The organism is Streptomyces sp. NPDC031121 (assembly GCF_055570615.1).
The window spans coordinates 124,976-148,590 of sequence record NZ_JBVIGV010000018.1 but is presented as its reverse complement, the minus strand read 5'-3'; the positions used below and the strand labels follow the sequence as shown (position 1 = coordinate 148,590).

The following is a 23,615-nucleotide window of genomic DNA, read 5'->3' as shown; positions in this document are numbered from 1 at the left end:
CCCCCCCCCCCCCCCCCCCCCCCCCCCCCCCCCCCCCCCCCCCCCCCCCCCCCCCCCCCCCCCCCCCCCCCCCCCCCCCCCCCCCCCCCCACCGCGCGCCTGATGCACCTGCCCCGCCGCTGGGCGAGGGGCGTCGAGGCCGCCTCTTTCGACCTAGCCGAGCGCTGACTTCACCGCGTCGGCGAGTCGCCCGGCCACCGCGCGGGCCTGCTCCAGGTCGGCGGCCTCCACCATGACGCGGACCACCGGCTCGGTGCCGGACGGGCGCAGCAGCACCCGCCCGGTGGTGCCGAGCTCGCGCTCGGCGTCGACGACGGCCGCGGCCAGCTCGCCGGAGGTGGCGACCTTGGTCCGGTCGACGTCGCGGACGTTGACGAGCACCTGCGGCAGCCGCTGCATGACGCCCGCCAGCTCGGCCAGCGGGCGGCCCGTCGCCGCGACCCGCGCCGCCAGCATCAGGCCGGTCAGCGTGCCGTCGCCGGTCGTCGCGTGGTCGAGGACGATCACGTGGCCGGACTGCTCGCCGCCGAGGGCGAAGCCGTGCTCCTTCATCGCCTCCAGCACGTACCGGTCGCCGACGCCGGTCTGCACGACCCGGATGCCCTCGGCCTCCATGGCCAGCTTGAAGCCCAGGTTCGACATCACCGTGCCGACGACGGTGTCGCCGCGCAGCGAGCCGGCCTCGCGCATGGCCAGCGCCAGGACCGCGAGGATCTGGTCGCCGTCGACCTCGGCGCCCGAGGCGTCGACCGCGAGGCAGCGGTCGGCGTCGCCGTCGTGGGCGATGCCCAGGTCGGCACCGTGCTCGACGACGGCCTGCTTGAGCAGGTCCAGGTGGGTGGAGCCGCAGCCGTCGTTGATGTTCAGGCCGTCGGGCTCGGCGCCGATCGTGACGATCTCGGCGCCCGCCCGCGCGAAGGCCTCGGGCGAGACGCGGGCGGCCGCGCCGTGCGCCTCGTCCAGGACGATCTTCAGGCCGTCCAGGCGGTTGGGGAGCACCCCGATGAGGTGGGCGACGTACTTGTCGAAGCCCTCGTCGTAGTCGGTGACGCGGCCCACGCCGGCGCCGGTGGGCCGGTCCCAGGGCGCGCCGGTGCGGTGCTCCTCGTAGACGGACTCGATGCGGTCCTCCAGCTCGTCGGCCAGCTTGTGGCCGCCGCGCGCGAAGAACTTGATGCCGTTGTCGGGCATCGCGTTGTGGCTCGCGGAGAGCATCACGCCGAGGTCGGCACCCAGCGCACCGGTGAGATACGCCACCGCCGGGGTGGGCAGCACACCGACGCGCAGGACGTCCACGCCCGCGCTCGCGAGGCCGGCGACGACCGCCGCCTCGAGGAACTCGCCGGAGGCCCGCGGGTCGCGGCCGACCACCGCGGTGGGGCGGTGGCCCTCGAAGGTGCCCGCCTCGCCCAGCACGTGGGCTGCCGCCACGGACAGGCCGAGCGCGAGCTCCGCCGTCAGATCCGCATTGGCGACGCCGCGTACACCGTCCGTCCCGAAGAGTCGTCCCACAGTTGTCCTCCCACGTTCGCGCTTCGCTTGAGACCGCTAGTTATTCCGCTTGTGGCGGTAAACGAACCGCCCCGGCAGCACGGAGAGTGCCGCCGGGGCGGTTGGTGCTGAACAGCAGGCGCAGATTAGCGCTTGCTGTACTGCGGGGCCTTACGGGCCTTCTTCAGACCGGCCTTCTTGCGCTCGACCGCACGGTCGTCGCGGGACAGGAAGCCGGCCTTCTTCAGCGCCGGGCGGTTGTTGTCGACGTCCGCCTCGTTCAGCGCACGGGCGACACCCAGGCGCAGGGCGCCGGCCTGGCCGGAGACGCCGCCACCCGCGATGCGGGCGATGACGTCGTAGCGGCCGTCGAGCTCGAGCAGCTTGAACGGCTCGTTGACTTCCTGCTGGTGCACCTTGTTCGGGAAGTAGTCCTCGAGGGTGCGACCGTTGATCTTCCACTTGCCGGAGCCCGGAACGATCCGGACGCGGGCGATGGCGTTCTTGCGGCGGCCCAGGCCGGCGGCCGGCTGGGGGTCGCCGAAGCGGCCGGCAAGGGACTCGGAGGTGTAGTCGCCCTCGACGACCTCGGACTCGGTGGTGTACTCCTCGACGCCCTCGAACTCGTCGACGGGGGTCTCGGCGGTGGTCTCGGCCACGATGCTCCTCAGAATTCTCTACGTCTTAGGGGGTGGCCGGAACTACTGCGCGACCTGGGTGATCTCGAACGGCACCGGCTGCTGGGCAGCGTGCGGGTGCTGGTCGCCCGAGTAGACCTTCAGCTTCGAGAGCATCTGACGGCCCAGGGAGTTCTTCGGGAGCATGCCCTTGACGGCCTTCTCGACGGCCTTCTCCGGGTTGTTCGCCAGCAGGTCGTCGTAGCGCACGGAGCGCAGACCGCCCGGGAAGCCGGAGTGGCGGTAGGCCATCTTCTGGGTCGCCTTGTTGCCGGACAGGTGGACCTTGTCGGCGTTGATGACGATGACGAAGTCGCCCATGTCCATGTGGGGGGCGTAGGTCGGCTTGTGCTTGCCCTTCAGGAGGGCAGCGGCCTGGGTCGCCAGACGGCCGAGGACAACGTCCTTGGCGTCGATGACGAGCCACTGGCGCGAGATGTCGCCGGGCTTGGGGCTGTACGTACGCACGGTCGTATGCCTTCGCTTCTTCAGTGATGGGTTCTCCCCCGAGCCTCGCGGCCCGAAGGGAAGGGTCCTGACAAGGCCACCACGGACGATCACGACAGCCCTGGTGCACTCCGGGGACGCAACCCGTGTGCACCGCTGGTCATCGGCCCGGTGGACCGGCGTAAGGCCCTTTCACGTGAGAATGAGCAAGCCAATACGCATAACGAACCAGCAGAATACCCGCGGTGCCCCGGAAGGGTCAAAACGCAGCCCGGGACCCCGCCTCCGCGGGCTCCGCCGTGCGCTTGGCTCCGGGCCCCGGAGGGGTCCCTGCGATCCGTACGCCCACCAGGTTAACCCGGGCCGGCCGCAGGCACCGCCGCATCAGCGTCCCCGCCAGCACGCACAGCGTGAAGCAGTCCTTGAACGCCCGCCGCTTCGCCTCCAGCTGCGACGGCCACGGCACCCCCGCCACCTGCGGGAACACCGCCACCCAGAACCACGGCGAGCGCGGCGCCGACCCCGCGCGCACCCCCGAGGCCAGCAGCAGCGGCACCACCACCAGCAGGTAGTGGTCGAAGGACGGCCGCGACACCAGGAATGCGGCGAGCATCACCATGCAGGCCGTCTCGGCGAGCCGCAGCTCGCCCCCGTCCCGGTCGTCCTCCCGCCGCCAGCGGCACCGGGCCGCCCACAGGCCGCCCGCTGCCCCCAGCCCCGCCAGGAGCACCGCCACCGGCTCCGGGACGCCCAGCCGGGGCAGCACCGCGATCGGCGACGCGTCCCAGGGCAGCGCGTACGAGTCCTGCCCCCGGAGCAGGAACGGCAGCGTCTTGGTGAAGAACAGCGACGGGCTCGGCATCAGCAGCGCCCCCGCCAGCGACAGCCCCAGCGGCACCAGCACCGCCGCCGCCAGCCCCCGCCAGCGCCGGGCCAGGACGAACAGCAGCCCCAGCGGCACCAGCATCGGCTTGCAGGCGATCGCCAGCCCCACCACCAGCCCCGCGGCCGTCCAGGACCGCCGGTGCGCGAGCAGCAGCGCCACGGGCAGCGCGGCCGCCGAGACCGCCGTCCAGTTCCCGATCAGCACGAGGTTCCCGTACGGCCGGAAACCGATCGCCAGCAGGGCGAACCCGCCCACCGCGAAACGGGAGCGCCCCGGGACCGAGAACAGCCGCAGCGCGGCCCACCAGCCCACTGCCAGCAGCGCCGACATCACCGGCGGAAGCACCCACCGCAGCACCGGCACCGGCAGCACCGCCTGCGGCACGGCCAGGAGGACCGCGCTCGGCAGGTACAGGAACCGCTTGTCCTCGTACGGGGAGCCCCCGGCCAGCAGCGTGTCGGCGGCCTTCACCACGAAGGCGTTGTCCGAGCCCCAGCCCGCCCGCAGGCTCGTCGAGACGGCGATCCCGACGACCACCGCCGCGCAGACGGCGACCCACGGCGGGGAGGCCGGCACGAGCAGCCGGCGCGCCGCGCGGCGCCGCGCGGCCCGGTCGCGGACGTCCCAATTCCTGAGCCAGGTGCCAGGCCGCAGCCGCACAACGCCTCCCGATCGACCGCCCGGGGGCGGCTGCCTAGCGCTTCCGTTCGACCCTACGTTCGTCCCAGACGGGCTCCTGAGTCTCCCGCACCACACCGTCCGAACCGAAGACAAGGAAACGGTCAAATGTCCGCGCGAACCAGCGGTCGTGCGTGACGCACAGCACCGTCCCCTCGTACGACTCCAGACCGTCCTGCAGCGCCTCCGCCGACTCCAGGTCCAGGTTGTCCGTCGGCTCGTCCAGCAGCAGCGCCGTGGTCCCCGCCAGCTCCAGCAGCAGGATCTGGAAGCGCGCCTGCTGCCCGCCCGACAGCCTCTCGAACGGCTGGTCGCCCTGGCGCTCCAGCTCGTAGCGGCGCAGCACCGACATGGCGCCGCCACGGTCCCTGGCGTGCTCCGTCCACAGGATGTCGACGAGCGAGCGGCCGTACAGCTCCGGGTGGGCGTGCGTCTGCGCGAAGTGGCCGGGGACCACCCGGGCGCCGAGCTTCCACTCGCCCGTGTGGGCGACCGGCCTCTCCCGGTCCCCCGCCAGCAGCCGCAGGAAGTGCGACTTGCCCGAGCCGTTCGAGCCGAGGACGGCGACCCGCTCGCCGTAGAAGACCTCCAGGTCGAAGGGCTTCATCAGACCGGTGAGCTCCAGGTTCTTGCAGGTCAGGGCGCGGACACCGGTCCGCCCGCCCTTCAGCCGCATCCGGATCTCCTGCTCCCGCGGCGGCTCCGGCGGCGGGCCGGCCTCCTCGAACTTCCGCAGCCGCGTCTGGGCGGCCGCGTACCGGGAGGCCATCTCGTGGCTGACCGCGGCCGCCTGCCGCAGCGTGACCACCAGCTTCTTCAGCTGGGCGTGCTTCTCCTCCCAGCGCCGCTTGAGCTCCTCGAAGCGCGCGAAGCGCTCCTTGCGGGCCTCGTGGAAGGTCTCGAAGCCGCCGCCGTGGACCCACACGTCCGAGCCGTCGACGCCCGGCTCCACCGCGATGATCTTCTGGGCGGCCCGCGACAGCAGCTCCCGGTCGTGGCTGATGAACAGCACCGTCTTGCGGGTCGCCCGCAGCTGCTCCTCCAGCCAGCGCTTGCCGGGCACGTCGAGGTAGTTGTCCGGCTCGTCGAGCAGCAGCACCCCGTCCGGCCCGCGCAGCAGGGCCTCCAGCACCAGGCGCTTCTGCTCGCCGCCGGACAGCGTGCGCACCTCGCGGAACTGCGCCTTGTCGTACGGGACGCCCAGCGCGGCCGTGGTGCACACGTCCCACAGCGTCTCCGCCTCGTACCCCCGGACGTCCGCCCAGTCGCTGAGGGCCTGCGCGTACGCCATCTGCGCGGCCTCGTCGTCGACGGTCATGACCAGGTGCTCGGCGCGGTCGACGGCCCGCGCGGCCTCCCGGATCCGCGGCTGCGCCACCGACACGAGCAGGTCCCGCACGGTCGTCTCGTCCCGTACGGACCCCACGAACTGCGGCATGACCCCGAGCCCGCCGGTGGCGGTGACCGAGCCGCCGTGCGGCTGGAGCTCGCCGGCGAGCAGCTTCAGCAGGGTCGTCTTGCCGGCCCCGTTCGCCCCGACGAGGGCGGTGACGGACCCCTCCCCCACCCGGAAGGAGACGTCGGGGAGCAGCACCCGGCCGTCCGGCAGGTGGTACTCCAGGTGGCTGGCTTCGAGGTGTCCCATGCGGGGCATTGTCGCGGCCCCGGGGCGGTCCGCCCAAACGGATTACGGGCGGCCCACCGCGTCGGACGGCGCGCTCAGCAGCAGCCGGCGCCCGGGAGGGTGCGCATGTTGCGGGCCTCGCGGCTGCGGGCGGCGAGCAGCTCGTCGGCCGGGTAGCCGACCTCCTCCAGGGTGAGCCCGTGCGGCTTGACCACGTGCACGGAGGAGTCCCGCACGCCGGCCCGCAGGACCTTCCCCGGCCAGTCCGCGGGCCGGTGCCCGTCCCCGACGTGCAGCAGGGCGCCCACGAGCGAGCGGACCATGTTGTGGCAGAAGGCGTCGGCCCGGACCGTGGCGGTGACGATGCCGTCCTCTCCGCGCTCCCAGGACAGCTGCTGGAGGGTGCGGATGGTGGTGGCGCCCTCGCGCCGGCGGCAGTAGGCCGCGAAGTCGTGCTCGCCGAGCAGCTCGGCGGAGGCCTCGTTCATGGCGCCGACGTCCAGCGGCCACGGGTGCCACAGGACGTGGCTGCGGCGCAGCGGGTCGACGCCGCCCTGGTGGTCGCCGACGCGGTAGGCGTAGCGGCGCCAGACGGCGGAGAAGCGGGCGTTGAACCCGGCGGGGGCCTCGGCGACCCGCCACACCCGGACGTCGTGCGGGAGGCGGCCCGCGAGGCGCCTCAGCAGCTTGTCCCCGTGCTCGGCCCACACCTCCCCGGCCAGGTCGAACTGGGCCACCTGGCCGCGGGCGTGCACGCCCGCGTCGGTCCGCCCGGCCACGGTCAGCTCGACCGGGTGGGGCAGCCGCATCACGGTCTGCAGGGCCGACTCCAGCTCCCCCTGGACGGTTCGCAGCGTCCGCTGCTTCGCCCAGCCGGAGAACTGCGTCCCGTCGTAGCTCAGGTCCAGCCGTACCCGGACGTGCCCGGGCTCCACCTCGTCACTCACGTGACCGATCCTCTCAGGCTTCTCTTCACACACATGCAGAAGCGGGCCCGCCCCGGGAAAGGGGCGGGCCCGCTCGGAGCCGGTCAGGCAGGAGGGATCCCGGGGGATCAGGCCTCCTTGGTCACCTCGGCGTCGGCGTCGGCGGCCTTCGCCTCCGCAGCCTCGGCCTCCTTGACCGCACGCTTGGTGGCGGCCTCGGCCTCACCGGTGGCCTGCTGGGCCACGGTCAGGGCCTCGACGAGCTCGATGACCGCCATCGGGGCGTTGTCGCCGCGACGGTTGCCGATCTTGGTGATGCGCGTGTAACCACCGGGGCGGTTCTCGAAGCGCGGGGCGATCTCGGTGAAGAGCGTGTGGACGATGCTCTTGTCCGTGATCGTCTGGAGGACCAGGCGACGGTTGTGGATGTCGCCCTTCTTCGCCTTGGTGATCAGACGCTCGGCGACGGGGCGCAGGCGGCGGGCCTTGGCCTCGGTCGTCGTGATGCGGCCGTGCTCGAAGAGCGCCTTCGCGAGGTTCGCGAGGAGAAGCTTCTCGTGCGCGGCGCTGCCGCCCAGACGGGCACCCTTGGCGGGACGCGGCATGGTGTTACTCCTTCGTATCTGCACCGGCCGTGTCAGGTACCGGTGTCAGTTCCCCCGCGGCGGCCGCCGCGGGGAAGTCTTCGTGAAACCGCCGGCGGTCGGGGCAGGGCCCCGGCCGCCGGCGGCGGCAGATCAGTACTGCTCGGTCTCGACGAAGCCGGCGTCGGCGTCGTCGTCCGCGCCGAACGCGTCGGCGGCGGCGGTCGGGTCGAACCCGGGCGGGCTGTCCTTCAGGGCCAGGCCCATGCCGGCGAGCTTCGCCTTGACCTCGTCGATCGACTTCGCACCGAAGTTGCGGATGTCGAGCAGGTCGGCCTCGGAGCGGGCGACGAGCTCACCCACGGAGTGGATGCCCTCGCGCTTGAGGCAGTTGTAGGAGCGGACCGTGAGCTCCAGCTCCTCGATCGGCAGCGCCAGGTCGGCGGCCAGGGCGGCGTCCGTGGGGGACGGGCCCATGTCGATGCCCTCGGCGTCGATGTTGAGCTCGCGGGCCAGGCCGAACAGCTCGACCAGGGTCTTGCCGGCGGACGCCATGGCGTCGCGCGGGCGCATGGCCTGCTTGGTCTCGACGTCGACGATCAGCTTGTCGAAGTCGGTGCGCTGCTCGACACGGGTCGCCTCGACCTTGTAGGTGACCTTGAGCACGGGGCTGTAGATGGAGTCGACCGGGATACGGCCGATCTCCTGGCCCACCTGCTTGTTCTGGACGGCGGAGACGTAGCCGCGACCGCGCTCGACGGTCAGCTCCATCTCCAGCTTGCCCTTGCCGTTCAGGGTGGCGAGGACCAGGTCCGGGTTGTGCACCTCGACACCGGCCGGGGGCGCGATGTCGGCGGCGGTGACCAGGCCGGGGCCCTGCTTGCGCAGGTACATCACGACGGGCTCGTCGTGCTCCGAGGAGACGACCAGCTGCTTGATGTTGAGGATGAGGTCGGTCACGTCCTCCTTGACGCCGGGCACGGTGGTGAACTCGTGCAGGACGCCGTCGATGCGGATGCTCGTGACGGCGGCACCCGGGATCGAGGACAGGAGGGTACGGCGCAGGGAGTTGCCGAGGGTGTAGCCGAAGCCCGGCTCCAGCGGCTCGATCACGAACCGGGAGCGGTACTCGTCGACGACCTCTTCGGTCAGCGAAGGACGCTGAGCGATAAGCATGTCTTTTTCCTTCAGTCGTGGACGCCCACTATTTGACGCCCGACAGGTGCCGCCCCGGAGGGCGGCCGGTGCTGCAAGGGTACGGGCGGCACGGCCCCCGAAGGGGTCGTACCGCCCGGACACTCAAGGACGCACAGGCGTCGCTGCGTCAGACGCGGCGGCGCTTCGGCGGACGGCAGCCGTTGTGCGGGGTGGGGGTGACGTCCTGGATCGAGCCGACCTCGAGGCCGGTGGCCTGGAGGGAGCGGATCGCGGTCTCACGGCCGGAGCCGGGACCCTTGACGAAGACGTCGACCTTGCGCATGCCGTGCTCCTGCGCGCGGCGGGCGGCCGACTCGGCGGCCATCTGCGCGGCGAAGGGGGTGGACTTGCGCGAGCCCTTGAAGCCGACGTGGCCGGCGGAGGCCCAGGAGATCACGTTGCCCGAGGGGTCCGTGATCGAGACGATCGTGTTGTTGAACGTGCTCTTGATGTGGGCGTGCCCGTGAGCGACGTTCTTCTTTTCCTTGCGGCGCACCTTCTTGGCAGCGCCCTGACGACCCTTGGGGGGCATCTAAATCTCCTACGGGAGGTGGTCGGTCCTACAGCGCAAGACCGCTGAACAGGACTACTTCTTGCCCGGCTTCTTCTTGCCGGCGATCGCGCGACGCGGGCCCTTGCGGGTACGCGCGTTCGTGCTGGTGCGCTGACCGTGCACCGGGAGGCCGCGACGGTGGCGGATGCCCTGGTAGCACTGGATCTCGATCTTGCGGCGGATGTCGCCCTGGATCTCGCGGCGGAGGTCACCCTCGGTACGGAGGTTGGCGTCCACGTACTCGCGGATCTTGACGAGGTCCTCTTCGGCCAGGTCACGAACGCGGGTGTTCGGGTTCACGCCGGTCGCGGCGAGGATCTCCTTGGACCGGGTGCGCCCGATACCGAAGACGTAGGTGAGTGCGATCTCCACACGCTTTTCGCGCGGGATGTCGACACCGGAAACGCGTGCCATTCAATGGCTCCTGTGTGTTCGGGGGTCTTCCGCAGAACCGCTCCCGACCGCCGACCGCCGACAGGCAGTGGTACGTCCGGGTCCCCGGCCCCCGCCGGAGGTACCGCCGGCCCTTGCAGGCTGGGCGGGTCCTGCGTATGTACGTTTTCTTACGTCGCGCGAAGAACTGCGATGTGCAGGTCGGTCGGCGTGCGTCAGCCCTGGCGCTGCTTGTGGCGCAGGTTGTCGCAGATGACCATGACCCGGCCGTGACGGCGGATCACCTTGCACTTGTCGCAGATCTTCTTGACGCTCGGCTTGACCTTCATGTGTCTGAGGTTCTCCGGGTCAGTGCCACCACCCGCACCGGGACCTGTGCCCAGGCAGGAGTGAGAGCAAGATCTACTTGTATCGGTAGACGATCCGGCCACGCGTCAGGTCGTACGGAGAGAGCTCCACCACGACCCGGTCATCGGGAAGGATGCGGATGTAGTGCATGCGCATCTTGCCGCTGATGTGCGCGAGGACCTTGTGACCGTTCTGGAGCTCCACCTTGAACATGGCGTTCGGGAGGGACTCGATCACGGTGCCCTCGATCTCGATGGCACCTTGCTTCTTGGCCACGCTTCGCCTTTCGAATCGGCTACCTTGATCGGCCACGGGCATGGAGATGCACGTAAGCCGACGAGTCAGTCTACGTCAGGGCACCCAGAAAGACGAATCCGGAAAGTTTGCCCATGAGTCTAGATCATTAAGCGATGGGGTCGGGGGCCGTGGTGACCCCGTACTCCGCCAGCTTCGCCTTGCCGCAGTCCGGGCTGGTCAGGACGATCGGGCCGGCCTCCGTCAGGGCCACCGAGTGCTCCCAGTGCGAGGACCAGGTGCCGTCCGTGGTGACCACCGTCCAGTCGTCGGCCAGTACCTCCGTCCGGGGGGTGCCCAGGGACACCATCGGCTCGATCGCCAGGCAGAGGCCCGGCACCAGCCGGATGCCCTTGCCCCGCTTGCGCGAGACGTAGTTCAGCAGGTGCGGGTCCATGTGCATCTCGGAGCCGATGCCGTGGCCGCCGTAGTCCTCGATGATCCCGTACTTGCCGCTGGAGGGGCGGGGCTGGCGGCGGATGTAGCCCTCGATGGCCTTGGAGATGTCGACCAGGCGGTTGCCGTTCTTCATCGCCGCGATGCCGGCCCACATCGACTCCTCGGTCACCCGGGAGAGCTCGACCAGCTCCGGGGCGTGCCCGGTGCCCACGAAGGCCGTGAAGGCCGCGTCGCCGTGCCAGCCGTCGACGATCGCGCCGGCGTCGATGGAGATGATGTCGCCGTCCTTGAGGACCGTCTTGTCGTCCGGGATGCCGTGGACGACGACCTCGTTGACCGACGTGCAGATCGTGGCGGGGAAGCCGCCGTAGCCGAGGAAGTTCGACTTCGCCCCGGCGTCGGCGATCACCTTGCGGGCGACCATGTCCAGATCCCGCGTCGTGGCGCCCGGCACGGCCGCCTCACGGGTCGCCGCGTGGATGGCGGCGACGACCAGCCCCGCCTCGCGCATCTTCGCGATCTGCTCGGGGGTCTTGATCTGGACCATGGGGCACTTCCACCTTCGGATCTGCTGCTTCGGGGTCACTCAACAGTACGGCCGCGGCGTCCTCGGGACACCGCGGCCGACCTGCACCACAGGGGTACTACTTCTTCAGGGCGTCCATCGCGCGCTGCGTGACGTCCGCGACCTCGCCCAGGGCCGGGATCGTCACCAGCAGGCCCTGCGCCTTGTAGTAGTCGATGATCGGCTCGGTCTGCGTGTGGTAGACCTCCAGCCGCGTCCGGACCGTGGCCTCGGAGTCGTCGTCGCGCTGGTACAGCTCGCCGCCGCACTTGTCGCAGACGCCCTCGGTCTCCGGCGCCGCGTACGCGACGTGGAAGACGTGGGCGGAGTCGTTGCGGCAGATCCGGCGGCCGGCGATGCGCTTGACCACCTCGTCCTCCTCGACCTCCAGGTCGAGGACCGCGTCCAGCTTCATGCCCGCGGCCTGGAGCATCACGTCCAGCGCCTCGGCCTGCGAGACGTTGCGCGGGAAGCCGTCGAGCAGGAAGCCCTTCTCGGCGTCCGGCTGCTCCATGCGGTCCTTGGCCATGCCGATGGTGATCTCGTCGGGGACGAGGTCGCCGGCGTCCATGAACGCCTTGGCCCGGCGGCCCAGCTCGGTGTTCTGGCTGATGTTGGCCCGGAACAGGTCGCCCGTGGAGATGTGCGGGATCGACAGGTTCTTCGCAAGGAACGCGGCCTGCGTTCCCTTGCCCGCACCGGGCGGTCCGACGAGGACGATACGCATCAGCGGAGGAACCCTTCGTAATTGCGCTGCTGGAGCTGGCTCTCGATCTGCTTCACGGTTTCCAGACCCACACCCACGATGATGAGGATGCTCGTCCCGCCGAACGGGAAGTTCTGGTTCGCTCCGAAGCCGGCCAACGCCATCGTCGGCACTAGAGCGATCAGACCCAGGTACAGCGACCCCGGCCAGGTGATCCGGTTGAGCACGTAGCTCAGGTATTCGGCGGTGGGTCGACCGGCGCGGATACCCGGGATGAACCCACCATACTTCTTCATGTTGTCTGCAACTTCCTCGGGGTTGAACGAAATCGCCACGTAGAAGAAGGCGAAGAAGACGATCAGGAGGAAGTAGGTGGCGATGTAGTACGGGTGGTCGCCTGTGACGAAGTGCTTTTGGATCCAAACCGCCCAGTCTGCGGTGGATCCGCTGAACTGGACGACCAGCGCCGGGATGTAGAGCAGCGACGAGGCGAAGATGACCGGAATCACACCGGCCTGGTTCACCTTGAGCGGGATGTAGGTCGAGGTGCCGCCGTACGCGCGCCGGCCGATCATGCGCTTCGCGTACTGCACCGGGATGCGGCGCTGCGCCTGCTCGACGAAGACCACCAGGGCCACCATCGCGAGGCCCACCAGGATCACCACGCCGAACTCGACCCAGCCGTCGGCGATCTTGCCCTGGAGCTTGATCTGCCACAGCGCGCCGATGAAGCCGGCGGCGATCGAGATGAACATCAGGATGGACATGCCGTTGCCGATGCCGCGGTCGGTGATGAGCTCACCGAGCCACATGACGAGGCAGGTGCCCGCCGTCATGGTGACGACCATGACGATGGTGGTGAAGACGGAGCGGTCCGGGACGATCTGCGCGGCGACGGGGCAGCCCTGGAACAGGGCACCCGTGCGGGCGGTGGCGACGAGGCCGGTGCCCTGGAGGATGGCGAGGGCGACCGTCAGGTAGCGCGTGTACTGCGTGATCTTGGCAGTCCCGGCCTGGCCCTCCTTCTTCAGGGTCTCCAGCTTCGGGATGACCACGGTCAGCAGCTGCAGGATGATGCTCGCCGTGATGTACGGCATGATCCCGAGCGCGAAGACCGTGATCTGCAGCAGCGCACCGCCGCTGAACATGTTGACGAGACCGAAGAGCCCGTTGCTGCTTCCGGCCTGGTCGACGCAGATCTGGACGTTCTTGTAGCTCACGCCGGGTACCGGGATGTGGGACCCGAGCCGGAACAGCACGATGATGCCGAGCGTGAAGAGCAGCTTCTTGCGCAGGTCGGGCGTCTTGAACGCCCGGGCGAACGCGGTGAGCACGGTGCCTCCTGCGACCCCCGCGCTACTGCGTCAGAGGTGACGGTCTGAGGTTCGACGAATACGTACAAGCAAAGGTGCAGGCCACCTTACCGGCGACTGCGCCCCCCGTGGAACGACCAACCGGGGATGCCCCATATGTGAGGCATCCCCGGTCGGTTTACTCGCTGTGTGTCACGTGGCCCGTCTGGATCAGACGAGTTCGGTGACCGTGCCGCCGGCGGCGGCGATCTTCTCCTTGGCGGAGGCGGAAACGGCGTCAACCGAGACCGTCAGCGCCACGGAGATCTCGCCCTGGCCCAGGACCTTGACGAGCTGGTTCTTGCGAACCGCACCCTTGGCGACCAGGTCGGCCACCGTGACCTCGCCACCCTGCGGGTAGAGCGCGGCCAGCTTGTCCAGGTTCACGACCTGGAACTCGGTGCGGAACGGGTTCTTGAAGCCCTTCAGCTTCGGCAGGCGCATGTGGAGGGGCATCTGCCCACCCTCGAAGCGCTGCGGAACCTGGTAGCGGGCCTTCGTACCCTTGGTACCACGACCTGCCGTCTTACCCTTCGACGCCTCACCACGACCCACGCGGGTCTTGGCGGTCTTGGCGCCCGGGGCGGGACGGAGGTTGTGGGCCTTGAGCGGGCTGCTTTCAGCCATGATCAGTCAACCTCCTCAACCGTCACGAGGTGGCGGACGGTGTGCACCATGCCGCGGAACTCGGGGCGGTCCTCCTTGACGACCACGTCGTTCAGGCGCTTGAGCCCGAGCGAACGAAGGGTGTCGCGGTGGTTCTGCTTGCTGCCGATGTACGACTTCGTCTGCGTGATCTTGAGGCGGGCCATCACACACCCGCCCCAGCACGCGCACGGAGCAGGGCCGCGGGGGCGACGTCCTCGAGCGGCAGACCGCGGCGGGCCGCGATCTCCTCGGGACGCTGCAGGCCCTTGAGGGCCTCCACGGTCGCGTGCACGATGTTGATCGCGTTGTCGGAGCCGAGCGACTTCGACAGGATGTCGTGAACGCCGGCGCACTCCAGAACGGCGCGCACCGGGCCACCGGCGATAACACCGGTACCGGGGGAAGCAGGCTTCAGCAGGACGACGCCCGCGGCCTTCTCGCCCTGAACCGGGTGCGGGATGGTGCCCTGGATGCGGGGGACGCGGAAGAAGTTCTTCTTCGCCTCCTCGACACCCTTGGCGATGGCCGCGGGAACTTCCTTGGCCTTGCCGTAACCGACACCCACGGTGCCGTCACCGTCGCCCACCACGACCAGCGCGGTGAAGCTGAAGCGACGACCACCCTTCACAACCTTGGCGACACGGTTGATCGCGACAACGCGCTCAACGTAAGCGGTCTTCTCGGCGGCAGCGCCACCGTCGCGACCCTTCCGGTCCCGCCGCTCGCCGCCACCGGCACCGCTGCCGCGGCGCTGGGGTCCAGCCATTGGATTACCTCTCTCTGTTACGTCCGTGAGTCCCGGAACCGGGGCTTAGAACTTCAGCCCGGCTTCGCGGGCGGCGTCAGCCAGAGCGGCAATGCGCCCGGCGTACCTGTTGCCACCGCGGTCGAACACGACGGCCTCGACACCGGCGGCCTTGGCGCGCTCGGCGACCAGGAGGCCGACCTGCTTGGCCTGCGCGGACTTGTCACCCTCGCCGCCGCGGACCGACGCGTCCAGGTGCGACGCCGACGCCAGGGTGTGACCCTTGAGGTCGTCGATGACCTGGGCGGTGATACCGCGGTTCGAGCGGGTCACGACGAGGCGCGGACGCTCCGCCGTACCCGAGATGCTCTTGCGGATGCGGATGTGGCGGCGCGCCTTCGCAGCGCGCTTGTAAGCGTCGCCCTTGGCGATCTTCACACCGTATGCCATGGCTTTACTTACCAGCCTTTCCGACCTTGCGGCGGATGACCTCGCCCGCGTACTTGACGCCCTTGGCCTTGTACGGGTCGGGCTTCCGCAGCTTGCGGATGTTGGCGGCGACCTCGCCGACCTTCTGCTTGTCGATGCCCTCGACCGAGAACTTGGTCGGCGACTCGACCTTGAAGGAGATGCCCTCGGGGGCCTCCACCAGGATCGGGTGGCTGTAGCCGAGCTGGAACTCCAGGGCGGAGCCCTTCGCGGCCACGCGGTAACCGACACCGCTGATCTCGAGCGCCTTGGTGTATCCCTGGGTCACACCGGTGATCATGTTGGCCACCAGCGTGCGGGACAGGCCGTGGAGGGCCTTGTTCTGACGCTCGTCGTTCGGACGGGTGACGTTCAGAACGCCGTCCTCGCCCTTAACGATCTCGATGGGGGCGGCAACGGTGTGGGAGAGGAGACCCTTGGGGCCCTTCACCGCGACCGTGCGGCCATCGATGGTGACGTCCACGCCGGCGGGAACCGGGATGGGGAGCTTGCCGATACGAGACATAGCTTTTCCTCCGTTCCCGACTACCAGACGTAGGCGAGGACTTCCCCACCCACGCCCTTCTTCTGCGCCTGCTGGCCGGTCAGGAGACCGTGGGACGTGGAGATGATCGCCACGCCCAGGCCGCCGAGGACCTTCGGCAGGTTGGTGGACTTCGCGTAGACACGCAGACCCGGCTTCGAGATTCGCTTGATGCCGGCGATCGAGCGCTCGCGGTTCGGACCGAACTTCAGCTCGAGGACGAGGTTCTTGCCGACCTCGGCGTCCTCGACCTTCCAGCCGGTGATGAAACCCTCCTGCTTGAGGATTTCCGCGATGTGCGACTTGATCTTGCTGTGCGGCATCACGACGGAGTCGTGGTACGCCGAGTTAGCGTTACGCAGACGAGTGAGCATGTCTGCGATCGGGTCAGTCATGGTCATGAATCGGCCTTCGGCCTCTCTCGCCGGGGTTTCCTGTATGCGCCATCCCTCTCCCCACACAGGGGCGGGACGGGTGCGGCGCGGGGACCTACGGCGTAGTAAGTCGACGGGCGGCGGACGCCCAACCCCACTAGCCTACGCCATGGGGCTGGGCACTCCGCCGGCCCAGATGCTTACCGAGAGCTTCCGGAACCCTCAACACCCAAGGGGTGAAGGGATTACCAGGAGCTCTTGGTCACGCCCGGCAGCTCGCCACGGTGAGCCATCTCACGAAGGCACACGCGGCACAGGCCGAACTTGCGGTACACGGAGTGGGGGCGGCCGCAGCGCTGGCAGCGCGTGTACGCACGCACACCGAACTTGGGCTTGCGGGCAGCCTTCGCGATGAGAGCCTTCTTCGCCATCTCGCTTACGCCTCCTTGAACGGGAAGCCGAGGTGACGGAGGAGCGCGCGGCCCTCAGCGTCGTTGGTCGCCGTGGTCACCACGGTGATGTCCATACCCCGGACGCGGTCGATCTTGTCCTGGTCGATCTCGTGGAACATGACCTGCTCCGTGAGACCGAAGGTGTAGTTGCCACGGCCGTCGAACTGCTTCGGGGACAGGCCGCGGAAGTCGCGGATGCGCGGCAGCGCGAGCGACAGGGTGCGGTCCAGGAACTCCCACATGCGGTCGCCACGGAGGGTGACGTGCGCACCGATCGGCTGACCCTCGCGCAGCTTGAACTGCGCGATGGACTTGCGGGCCTTGGTGACGGCCGGCTTCTGACCGGTGATGGTGGTGAGGTCGCGGATGGCGCCGTCGATCAGCTTCGAGTCACGGGCGGCGTCGCCGACACCCATGTTCACGACGATCTTGACGAGGCCGGGGATCTGCATGACGTTCTCGTACTGGAACTCGTCACGCAGCTTGCCCGCGATCTCCTCGCGGTACTTCGTCTTCAGACGCGGAGTGGTAGCCATCAGATGTCCTCACCCGTGCGCTTGGCAACGCGGATCTTGTTGCCCTCGTCGTCGAAGCGGTAACCGACGCGGGTGACGACCTTCTTGCCGTCCTTCTCCACGACCAGCTGGACGTTGGACACGTGGACGGGGGCCTCGGTGATCACGATGCCGCCGGCCTGGTTCTGTCCGGCCTTGGTGTGCTTCTTGACCCGGTTGACACCCTCGACGAGGACGCGGTTCTCAGCGGGGAAGGCCGCGACGACCTTGCCCTGCTTGCCCTTGTCCTTGCCGGTGATGACCTGGACCAGGTCGCCCTTCTTGATCTTCATGCTTACAGCACCTCCGGCGCGAGCGAGATGATCTTCATGAACTTCTTCTCGCGCAGCTCACGGCCGACGGGGCCGAAGATACGGGTGCCGCGAGGGTCGCCGTCGTTCTTCAGAATGACGGCGGCGTTCTCGTCGAAGCGGATGTACGAGCCGTCCTGGCGGCGGCGCTCCTTGACGGTGCGAACGATGACCGCCTTGACGACGTCACCCTTCTTCACGTTGCCACCGGGGATCGCGTCCTTGACGGTGGCGACGATGACGTCACCGATGCCCGCGTAGCGGCGACCGGAGCCACCGAGAACACGGATGCAAAGGATCTCCTTGGCACCAGTGTTGTCGGCGACACGCAGTCGCGACTCCTGCTGGATCACGTCTATCTCCTGATTGTCTGCCGGTTCCCGGCGGGGGCCTCACCTGGGGCGGGCCCCCGCCGAGCCTGGCGGAACGAACCTGAGGGAAGTCCCCTCAGGTGATTACTTGGCCTTCTCGAGGATCTCGACGATGCGCCAGCGCTTGCTCGCCGACAGCGGACGCGTCTCCATGATGAGGACGCGGTCGCCGACACCGGCAGCGTTCTGCTCGTCGTGGGCCTTGAGCTTGTTCGTACGGCGGATGACCTTGCCGTACAGCGCGTGCTTGACGCGGTCCTCAACGGCGACGACGACGGTCTTGTCCATCTTGTCGCTGACGACCAGACCCTCACGGGTCTTGCGGAAACCGCGCTCGGTCTTCTCAGTCACGTTCTTCTCGCTCATCAGGCGTTCTCCACCGTCTCGATGCCGAGCTCGCGCTCGTGCATCAGGGTGTAGATCCGGGCGATGTCCTTACGGACGGACTTGAGCCGGCCGTTGTTCTCCAGCTGGCCCGTGGCCGCCTGGAAACGGAGCTTGAACAGCTCTTCCTTGGCCTCGCGCAGCTTGGCAACGAGCTCCTCGTTGCCCAGCTCACGCAGCTCGGATGCCTTGGTTCCGGCCGCCATCACGACTCACCTGCCTCGCGCTTGACGATCCGGCACTTCATCGGCAGCTTGTGAGCCGCACGAGTCAGAGCCTCACGCGCAATCTTCTCGTTCGGGTAGGACAGCTCGAACATGACCCGGCCCGGGTGCACGTTCGCGATCCACCACTCCGGGGAACCCTTACCGGAACCCATGCGGGTCTCGGCGGGCTTCTTCGTCAGCGGACGGTCCGGGTAGATGTTGATCCAGACCTTGCCGCCACGCTTGATGTGGCGGGTCATCGCGATACGAGCCGCCTCGATCTGGCGGTTCGTCACGTACGCCGGGGTCAGCGCCTGGATGCCGTACTCGCCGAACGAGACCTCGGTGCCGCCCTTGGAGACACCGCCGCGCTTGGGGTGGTGCTGCTTGCGGTGCTTGACCCTACGAGGGATCAGCATGTCGGTCAGGCCTCCGTTCCGGTGCTCTCGGCCGGAGCGGCGGCAGCGGCCTCGGCCTTGGGGGCCTCGGCGGCAGCAGCCTGCTGCGGCTTGCGGCCACCACGGCCGCCGCGCTCGCCACCGCGGCCACCACGGCCGGCGGGACGGTCGCCAGCGCCGGCACCACGGGCCGGGCGGTTACCCGCGCGGGCCGCAGCGTTCTCGGCGCGAACCTCGGCGATGTTCTTGACATCGCCCTTGTAGATCCAGACCTTCACGCCGATGCGGCCGAAGGTGGTCTTGGCCTCGAAGAAGCCGTAGTCCACGTTCGCGCGCAGCGTGTGCAGCGGCACACGGCCCTCGCGGTAGAACTCGGACCGGGACATCTCGGCGCCGCCGAGACGGCCGCCACACTGGATCTTGATGCCCTTGGCGCCGGCCTTCATGGTGCCCTGCATGCTCTTGCGCATGGCACGGCGGAAGGAGACGCGGGAGGACAGCTGCTCGGCCACGGCCTGGGCAACCAGCTGAGCGTCGAGCTCGGGGTTCTTGACCTCGAGGATGTTCAGCTGGACCTGCTTGCCGGTCAGCTTCTCGAGGTCGCCGCGGATGCGGTCGGCCTCGGCGCCGCGGCGGCCGATGACGATGCCCGGACGAGCGGTGTGGATGTCCACGCGGACGCGGTCACGGGTGCGCTCGATCTCAACCTTCGAGATGCCGGCGCGCTCCATGCCGGACGTCATCATCCGACGGATGGCGACGTCTTCCTTGACGTAGTCCTTGTACAGCTTGTCGGCGTACCAGCGCGACTTGAAGTCGGTGGTGATGCCGAGCCGGAACCCGTGCGGGTTTACCTTCTGGCCCATTACCGGGTTCCTTCCTTGCTGCTGACGACCACGGTGATGTGGCTGGTCCGCTTGCGGATCCGGTAGGCACGGCCCTGGGCGCGCGGACGGAACCGCTTCAGGGTCGGGCCTTCGTCAACGAACGCCTCGCTGATGAACAGCGAGGAGGCGTCCGTGTGGTTGTAGTTGTGCGCGGCGTTGGCAATGGCGCTGTCCAGCACCTTGCCGACCGGCACGCTCGCGGCCTGCGGGGCGAAACGCAGGACCGCCTGAGCCTCCGTGGCATCCATGCCACGGATGAGGTCCACCACGCGGCGGGCCTTCATGGGCGTGACGCGGATGTACCGCGCCTGGGCCCTGGCTTCCATGGTTGTCCCTTCGGTGTAAGTCATAGTCGTTCCCACCCCGCTTCTAGCGGCGCTTCGACTTCCGGTCTTCCTTGACGTGGCCGCGGAAGGTGCGAGTCGGCGAGAACTCGCCGAGCTTGTGGCCGACCATGGACTCGGTGACGAACACCGGGACGTGCGTCTTGCCGTTGTGCACCGCGATCGTGTGACCCAGCATGCTGGGGATGATCATCGAGCGACGGGACCAGGTCTTGATGACGTTCTTGGTACCGGCTTCGTTCTGGGCGTCCACCTTCTTCAGGAGGTGGCCGTCAACGAAGGGTCCCTTCTTGAGACTGCGCGGCATCTAAACCCGCTCCTAGCGCTTCTTGTTCGTCTTGCGGCGGCGGACGATGTACTTGTTCGAAGCCTTCTTAGGCGAACGAGTACGGCCTTCCTTCTGACCCCACGGGGAGACCGGGTGGCGACCACCGGAGGTCTTGCCCTCACCACCACCGTGCGGGTGGTCAACCGGGTTCATCGCGACACCGCGGACGGTCGGGCGGACGCCCTTCCAGCGCATGCGGCCGGCCTTGCCCCAGTTGATGTTCGACTGCTCGGCGTTGCCGACCTCGCCGACCGTGGCGCGGCAGCGGGCGTCGACGAGACGGATCTCACCGGACGGCATGCGGAGGTGGGCCATGGTGCCCTCCTTCGCAAGCAGCTGCACGGAGGCACCCGCGGAGCGGGCGAACTTCGCGCCGCCGCCGGGACGCAGCTCGATGGCGTGGATGGTCGTACCGACCGGGATGTTGCGCAGCGCCAGGTTGTTGCCGGGCTTGATGTCGGCCGTCGGGCCGTTCTCGATCCGGTCGCCCTGCTGCAGGCCGCGCGGCGCGATGATGTAGCGCTTCTCGCCGTCGGCGTAGTGCAGCAGCGCGATGCGCGCGGTGCGGTTGGGGTCGTACTCGATGTGCGCGACCTTGGCCGGCACGCCGTCCTTGTCGTGACGACGGAAGTCGATCACGCGGTAGGCGCGCTTGTGGCCACCGCCCTGGTGGCGAACGGTCACACGACCGGTGTTGTTACGGCCGCCCTTGCTGTGCAGGGGGCGGACCAGCGACTTCTCCGGCGTGGACCGCGTGATCTCGACAAAGTCGGCGACGCTGGAGCCACGACGGCCCGGGGTCGTCGGCTTGTACTTGCGGATACCCATTTCTCAGTCCTCGTCCGATTCCGGACGACTCAGGACTCCGTTAGGAGGCCTGGCCGCCGAAGATGTCGATACGGTCGCCCTCAGCGAGGGTCACGATGGCGCGCTTGGTGTTGGCGCGCTTGCCGAAACCGGTGCGGGTGCGCTTGCGCTTGCCCTGGCGGTTGATCGTGTTGACCCCGGTGACCTTGACCGAGAAGACCGCCTCGACGGCCTGCTTGATCTGGGTCTTGTTGGCGCCGGGCGCGACGATGAACGTGTACTTGTTCTCGTCCAGCAGCGCGTAGCTCTTCTCCGAGACAACCGGCTTGATCAGCAGGTCGCGCGGGTCAGTGAAGGTCTTGCTGGTAACGGTCGCCTCGGACATCAGGCGTCGCTCCCTTCGGTCTCATCGGCCTTGGGGCCAGACACGAAGGACTCCAGCGCGGCCTGGGTGAAGACCACGTCGTCGGAGACGATCACGTCGTACGTGTTCAGCTGGCCCGGCTCCAGGATGTGCACCTGGGGCAGGTTGCGGGCGGACAGCCACGCGGCCTCGTCGGCACGCTCGACGACCAGGAGCAGGTTCTTGCGCTCCGTGATCTTGCCGAACAGCGTCTTGGCGGCCTTCGTGGAGACGGCACCCTCGACCACGCCGGTGACGACGTGGATGCGGGAGTGACGCGCACGGTCCGAGAGGGCACCGCGGAGGGCGGCGGCCTTCATCTTCTTCGGGGTCCGCTGCGAGTAGTCACGCGGCACGGGGCCGTGGACGACGCCACCGCCGGCGAACTGCGGAGCGCGGGTCGAACCCTGACGGGCGCGGCCGGTGCCCTTCTGGCGGTACGGCTTCTTGCCGCCACCGCGGACTTCGCCGCGGGTCTTGGTCTTGTGCGTGCCCTGACGGGCCGCTGCCAGCTGCGCGACGACGACCTGGTGGATCAGCGGAACGCTGGTCTTCGCGTCGAAGATCTCCGCGGGGAGCTCGACGGTACCGGCCTTGTCGCCTGCCGGCGAAAGGATGTCAATGGTGCTCATTACCTCAAGCCCCCTTGGCCGCGGTACGGACCAGGACGAGGCCGCCGTTCGGACCGGGGACCGCGCCCTTGATGAGGAGCAGACCCTTCTCCGCGTCCACCGCGTGGATGGTCAGGTTCTGGGTGGTGACGCGCTCGTTGCCCATACGACCAGCCATGCGCACGCCCTTGAAGACGCGCCCAGGGGTGGCGCAGCCACCGATCGAACCGGGAGAGCGGTGCTTGCGCTGCACACCGTGACCGGCGCCGAGGCCCCGGAAGTTGTGGCGCTTCATGACACCGGCGAAGCCCTTGCCCTTGCTGTTGCCCGTGACGTCAACCTTGACGCCGGACTCGAACACGGCCGCGGTGATCTCCTGGCCGAGCGTGTACTCGGCGGCGTCGGAGGTGCGGAGCTCCACCAGGTGGCGGCGGGGGGTGACGTCGGCCTTGGCGAAGTGGCCCTTGAGGGGCTTGTTCACCTTGCGCGGGTCGATCTCGCCGAAGGCGATCTGGACCGACTCGTAGCCGTCGGTGTCGTTGGTACGGACCTGGGTGACGACGCAGGGGCCGGCCTTGACGACGGTGACCGGGACGACACGGTTGTTCTCGTCCCAGACCTGGGTCATGCCGAGCTTCTCGCCCAGGACGCCCTTGATCTGCTTTGCCATCTTCTCGACGCCTCTCAGAGCTTGATCTCGATGTCGACGCCGGCCGGAAGGTCCAGGCGCATCAGCGAGTCAACGGTCTTGGGCGTCGGGTCGAGGATGTCGATCAGGCGCTTGTGCGTGCGCATCTCGAAGTGCTCGCGCGAGTCCTTGTACTTGTGCGGCGACTTGATGACGCAGTACACGTTCTTCTCAGTGGGCAGCGGCACCGGGCCCGCGACCGACGCACCAGTGCGGGTCACCGTCTCGACGATCTTCTTCGCCGAGGAGTCGATGACCTCGTGGTCGTAGGCCTTGAGCCGGATGCGGATCTTCTGTCCCGCCATGGCTACTCCGTAGTCCTGTCTCTTGTGGAAACGCTCTGGCCCTCGGCCGGCTGTGGATCCCTCCACCGCTCCCCTCCGACCCACGCGGTCGGGCGTGTCGCACTCCCTCTCAGAAAATTTCCATACGGAAATTCCCTGTCCAAGGGGGTGCGGTCCCAGGACCGCGATTCGGGGGAGGAACACCCTCCGAGCGCCTGGCCTGCACCGTGCTGACGCTTCCCGGAAGATTCCCGTACTTCCGCCCCATTGCTGCCCCGGGGGGCAGATAAAGGCGACGAGTACCGTGGGACTCGCTTCCGGTCCTCCCGGCGGGAGGCGCGCAGCATCGACACTCAGCCGAGCAACTTGAGTAGTCTGCCATACGAGGTGCACACCTGGCCAATCGGGCCGAAGAGAATACCCCGCCACGGTGAGTGGTCAAACAGCGGCACGCCGCGAGCCCGCCCCGCCGGGACGGGCGCGTACGGCGGCGGGGGCCTCCCGGAGCGTGTCCGGAAGGCCCCCGCCGCAACGTGTCCGCGCGGACCCGTCTCCTCAGGTCACTGGGCGAAGTAGCCCGTGATGTCGGCGATCAGGTCGACGCGGCCCGAGTTGTTGTAGAAGTTCACCTTGCCGTCCACGACCGGCACCACCACGAGGTTCGGGATGGTGAGGCCGGGGGTGAAGT

At 68.6% G+C, this 23,615-nt stretch carries 36 protein-coding genes; all 36 read right to left on the bottom strand.

Features of this window, described 5'->3' with window-relative positions; translation table 11 throughout:
• Positions 1–153: 153 nt before the first annotated feature.
• Positions 154–1,512, bottom strand: coding sequence for a phosphoglucosamine mutase (gene glmM / locus ACZ462_RS29135; protein ID WP_467809978.1), 1,359 nt, complete (start codon positions 1,510–1,512; stop codon positions 154–156).
• Between the two features lie 125 nt (positions 1,513–1,637).
• Positions 1,638–2,150, bottom strand: coding sequence for a 30S ribosomal protein S9 (gene rpsI / locus ACZ462_RS29130; RefSeq protein WP_467809979.1), 513 nt, complete (start codon positions 2,148–2,150; stop codon positions 1,638–1,640).
• A gap of 42 nt (positions 2,151–2,192) precedes the next feature.
• The gene (rplM, locus tag ACZ462_RS29125; RefSeq protein ID WP_114053754.1) at positions 2,193–2,636 is read right to left on the bottom strand and encodes a 50S ribosomal protein L13; all 444 of its coding nucleotides are present in this window, start codon (positions 2,634–2,636) and stop codon (positions 2,193–2,195) included.
• A gap of 238 nt (positions 2,637–2,874) precedes the next feature.
• Positions 2,875–4,161 (bottom strand): glycosyltransferase family 87 protein, encoded by a 1,287-nt coding sequence (locus tag ACZ462_RS29120; RefSeq protein ID WP_467882786.1) that lies wholly within the window; start codon positions 4,159–4,161, stop codon positions 2,875–2,877.
• A 34-nt stretch (positions 4,162–4,195) separates the two neighbouring features.
• Positions 4,196–5,824 carry an ABC-F family ATP-binding cassette domain-containing protein gene (locus ACZ462_RS29115; protein WP_467808441.1) on the bottom strand — a complete coding sequence of 543 codons (1,629 nt, stop codon included), beginning with the start codon at positions 5,822–5,824 and terminating at the stop codon, positions 4,196–4,198.
• 74 nt (positions 5,825–5,898) lie between these two features.
• Entirely contained in the window at positions 5,899–6,750 is an 852-nt protein-coding gene (gene truA, locus ACZ462_RS29110; protein WP_467808440.1) for a tRNA pseudouridine(38-40) synthase TruA, read from the bottom strand.
• Between the two features lie 107 nt (positions 6,751–6,857).
• On the bottom strand, positions 6,858–7,334 hold the full coding sequence (gene rplQ / locus ACZ462_RS29105) for a 50S ribosomal protein L17 (RefSeq protein WP_467808439.1): 477 nt from the start codon (positions 7,332–7,334) through the stop codon (positions 6,858–6,860).
• A gap of 132 nt (positions 7,335–7,466) precedes the next feature.
• Positions 7,467–8,489, bottom strand: a complete 1,023-nt coding sequence (locus ACZ462_RS29100; RefSeq protein ID WP_003956430.1) for a DNA-directed RNA polymerase subunit alpha — start codon at positions 8,487–8,489, stop codon at positions 7,467–7,469.
• Positions 8,490–8,637: 148 nt separating this feature from the next.
• Complete coding sequence (gene rpsK, locus ACZ462_RS29095; RefSeq protein WP_003956432.1) at positions 8,638–9,042, bottom strand: 30S ribosomal protein S11; 405 nt, start codon at positions 9,040–9,042, stop codon at positions 8,638–8,640.
• 54 nt (positions 9,043–9,096) lie between these two features.
• Complete coding sequence (rpsM, locus tag ACZ462_RS29090; RefSeq protein WP_079429308.1) at positions 9,097–9,477, bottom strand: 30S ribosomal protein S13; 381 nt, start codon at positions 9,475–9,477, stop codon at positions 9,097–9,099.
• A 194-nt stretch (positions 9,478–9,671) separates the two neighbouring features.
• Positions 9,672–9,785 carry a 50S ribosomal protein L36 gene (gene rpmJ / locus ACZ462_RS29085; RefSeq protein WP_003956441.1) on the bottom strand — a complete coding sequence of 38 codons (114 nt, stop codon included), beginning with the start codon at positions 9,783–9,785 and terminating at the stop codon, positions 9,672–9,674.
• Between the two features lie 73 nt (positions 9,786–9,858).
• Complete coding sequence (gene infA, locus ACZ462_RS29080; RefSeq protein ID WP_003956442.1) at positions 9,859–10,080, bottom strand: translation initiation factor IF-1; 222 nt, start codon at positions 10,078–10,080, stop codon at positions 9,859–9,861.
• Between the two features lie 127 nt (positions 10,081–10,207).
• On the bottom strand, positions 10,208–11,044 hold the full coding sequence (gene map / locus ACZ462_RS29075) for a type I methionyl aminopeptidase (protein WP_467808437.1): 837 nt from the start codon (positions 11,042–11,044) through the stop codon (positions 10,208–10,210).
• Between the two features lie 97 nt (positions 11,045–11,141).
• Complete coding sequence (locus tag ACZ462_RS29070; RefSeq protein WP_467808435.1) at positions 11,142–11,789, bottom strand: adenylate kinase; 648 nt, start codon at positions 11,787–11,789, stop codon at positions 11,142–11,144.
• Positions 11,789–13,102: a preprotein translocase subunit SecY gene (gene secY / locus ACZ462_RS29065; protein WP_467808434.1), complete on the bottom strand. Its 1,314-nt coding sequence runs from the start codon at positions 13,100–13,102 to the stop codon at positions 11,789–11,791. The genes ACZ462_RS29070 and secY overlap by 1 nt, the downstream gene beginning before the upstream one ends.
• A gap of 189 nt (positions 13,103–13,291) precedes the next feature.
• Positions 13,292–13,747, bottom strand: coding sequence for a 50S ribosomal protein L15 (gene rplO, locus ACZ462_RS29060; protein WP_114053747.1), 456 nt, complete (start codon positions 13,745–13,747; stop codon positions 13,292–13,294).
• 2 nt (positions 13,748–13,749) lie between these two features.
• Positions 13,750–13,932 (bottom strand): 50S ribosomal protein L30, encoded by a 183-nt coding sequence (rpmD, locus tag ACZ462_RS29055; protein ID WP_005313525.1) that lies wholly within the window; start codon positions 13,930–13,932, stop codon positions 13,750–13,752.
• Positions 13,932–14,534 (bottom strand): 30S ribosomal protein S5, encoded by a 603-nt coding sequence (rpsE, locus tag ACZ462_RS29050; protein ID WP_179173317.1) that lies wholly within the window; start codon positions 14,532–14,534, stop codon positions 13,932–13,934. The genes rpmD and rpsE overlap by 1 nt, the downstream gene beginning before the upstream one ends.
• 45 nt (positions 14,535–14,579) lie before the next feature.
• Positions 14,580–14,963 (bottom strand): 50S ribosomal protein L18, encoded by a 384-nt coding sequence (gene rplR, locus ACZ462_RS29045; RefSeq protein WP_114053745.1) that lies wholly within the window; start codon positions 14,961–14,963, stop codon positions 14,580–14,582.
• A 4-nt stretch (positions 14,964–14,967) separates the two neighbouring features.
• Positions 14,968–15,507, bottom strand: coding sequence for a 50S ribosomal protein L6 (gene rplF / locus ACZ462_RS29040; protein WP_114053744.1), 540 nt, complete (start codon positions 15,505–15,507; stop codon positions 14,968–14,970).
• Between the two features lie 20 nt (positions 15,508–15,527).
• On the bottom strand, positions 15,528–15,926 hold the full coding sequence (rpsH, locus tag ACZ462_RS29035; RefSeq protein WP_042812335.1) for a 30S ribosomal protein S8: 399 nt from the start codon (positions 15,924–15,926) through the stop codon (positions 15,528–15,530).
• 218 nt (positions 15,927–16,144) lie between these two features.
• Positions 16,145–16,330 (bottom strand): type Z 30S ribosomal protein S14, encoded by a 186-nt coding sequence (locus ACZ462_RS29030; RefSeq protein ID WP_003956452.1) that lies wholly within the window; start codon positions 16,328–16,330, stop codon positions 16,145–16,147.
• Between the two features lie 5 nt (positions 16,331–16,335).
• A complete protein-coding gene (gene rplE, locus ACZ462_RS29025; protein WP_189808023.1) occupies positions 16,336–16,887 on the bottom strand; it encodes a 50S ribosomal protein L5 in 552 nt (183 codons plus the stop codon).
• A complete protein-coding gene (gene rplX / locus ACZ462_RS29020) occupies positions 16,887–17,198 on the bottom strand; it encodes a 50S ribosomal protein L24 (RefSeq protein WP_114053742.1) in 312 nt (103 codons plus the stop codon). Before rplX ends, rplE begins: the two co-directional genes overlap by 1 nt.
• Before the next feature lie 2 nt (positions 17,199–17,200).
• Positions 17,201–17,569 (bottom strand): 50S ribosomal protein L14, encoded by a 369-nt coding sequence (gene rplN / locus ACZ462_RS29015; protein ID WP_003956455.1) that lies wholly within the window; start codon positions 17,567–17,569, stop codon positions 17,201–17,203.
• Positions 17,570–17,671: 102 nt separating this feature from the next.
• Positions 17,672–17,953, bottom strand: a complete 282-nt coding sequence (rpsQ, locus tag ACZ462_RS29010; protein ID WP_079429300.1) for a 30S ribosomal protein S17 — start codon at positions 17,951–17,953, stop codon at positions 17,672–17,674.
• A complete protein-coding gene (rpmC, locus tag ACZ462_RS29005; RefSeq protein WP_114053741.1) occupies positions 17,953–18,177 on the bottom strand; it encodes a 50S ribosomal protein L29 in 225 nt (74 codons plus the stop codon). Before rpmC ends, rpsQ begins: the two co-directional genes overlap by 1 nt.
• Positions 18,177–18,596, bottom strand: a complete 420-nt coding sequence (gene rplP / locus ACZ462_RS29000; RefSeq protein ID WP_114053740.1) for a 50S ribosomal protein L16 — start codon at positions 18,594–18,596, stop codon at positions 18,177–18,179. The genes rpmC and rplP overlap by 1 nt, the downstream gene beginning before the upstream one ends.
• A 5-nt stretch (positions 18,597–18,601) precedes the next feature.
• A complete protein-coding gene (gene rpsC / locus ACZ462_RS28995; protein WP_114053739.1) occupies positions 18,602–19,441 on the bottom strand; it encodes a 30S ribosomal protein S3 in 840 nt (279 codons plus the stop codon).
• Positions 19,441–19,788 (bottom strand): 50S ribosomal protein L22, encoded by a 348-nt coding sequence (gene rplV / locus ACZ462_RS28990; protein ID WP_030201575.1) that lies wholly within the window; start codon positions 19,786–19,788, stop codon positions 19,441–19,443. Before rplV ends, rpsC begins: the two co-directional genes overlap by 1 nt.
• Before the next feature lie 43 nt (positions 19,789–19,831).
• Positions 19,832–20,113: a 30S ribosomal protein S19 gene (gene rpsS, locus ACZ462_RS28985; RefSeq protein ID WP_114053738.1), complete on the bottom strand. Its 282-nt coding sequence runs from the start codon at positions 20,111–20,113 to the stop codon at positions 19,832–19,834.
• A 12-nt stretch (positions 20,114–20,125) separates the two neighbouring features.
• Positions 20,126–20,962: a 50S ribosomal protein L2 gene (gene rplB, locus ACZ462_RS28980; RefSeq protein WP_114053737.1), complete on the bottom strand. Its 837-nt coding sequence runs from the start codon at positions 20,960–20,962 to the stop codon at positions 20,126–20,128.
• A 40-nt stretch (positions 20,963–21,002) separates the two neighbouring features.
• The gene (gene rplW, locus ACZ462_RS28975) at positions 21,003–21,326 is read right to left on the bottom strand and encodes a 50S ribosomal protein L23 (RefSeq protein WP_114053736.1); all 324 of its coding nucleotides are present in this window, start codon (positions 21,324–21,326) and stop codon (positions 21,003–21,005) included.
• The gene (gene rplD, locus ACZ462_RS28970; protein ID WP_125540845.1) at positions 21,326–21,976 is read right to left on the bottom strand and encodes a 50S ribosomal protein L4; all 651 of its coding nucleotides are present in this window, start codon (positions 21,974–21,976) and stop codon (positions 21,326–21,328) included. The genes rplW and rplD overlap by 1 nt, the downstream gene beginning before the upstream one ends.
• 4 nt (positions 21,977–21,980) lie before the next feature.
• The gene (rplC, locus tag ACZ462_RS28965; protein ID WP_114053734.1) at positions 21,981–22,625 is read right to left on the bottom strand and encodes a 50S ribosomal protein L3; all 645 of its coding nucleotides are present in this window, start codon (positions 22,623–22,625) and stop codon (positions 21,981–21,983) included.
• A 14-nt stretch (positions 22,626–22,639) separates the two neighbouring features.
• The gene (rpsJ, locus tag ACZ462_RS28960; protein ID WP_003948644.1) at positions 22,640–22,948 is read right to left on the bottom strand and encodes a 30S ribosomal protein S10; all 309 of its coding nucleotides are present in this window, start codon (positions 22,946–22,948) and stop codon (positions 22,640–22,642) included.
• Positions 22,949–23,615: the final 667 nt, after the last annotated feature.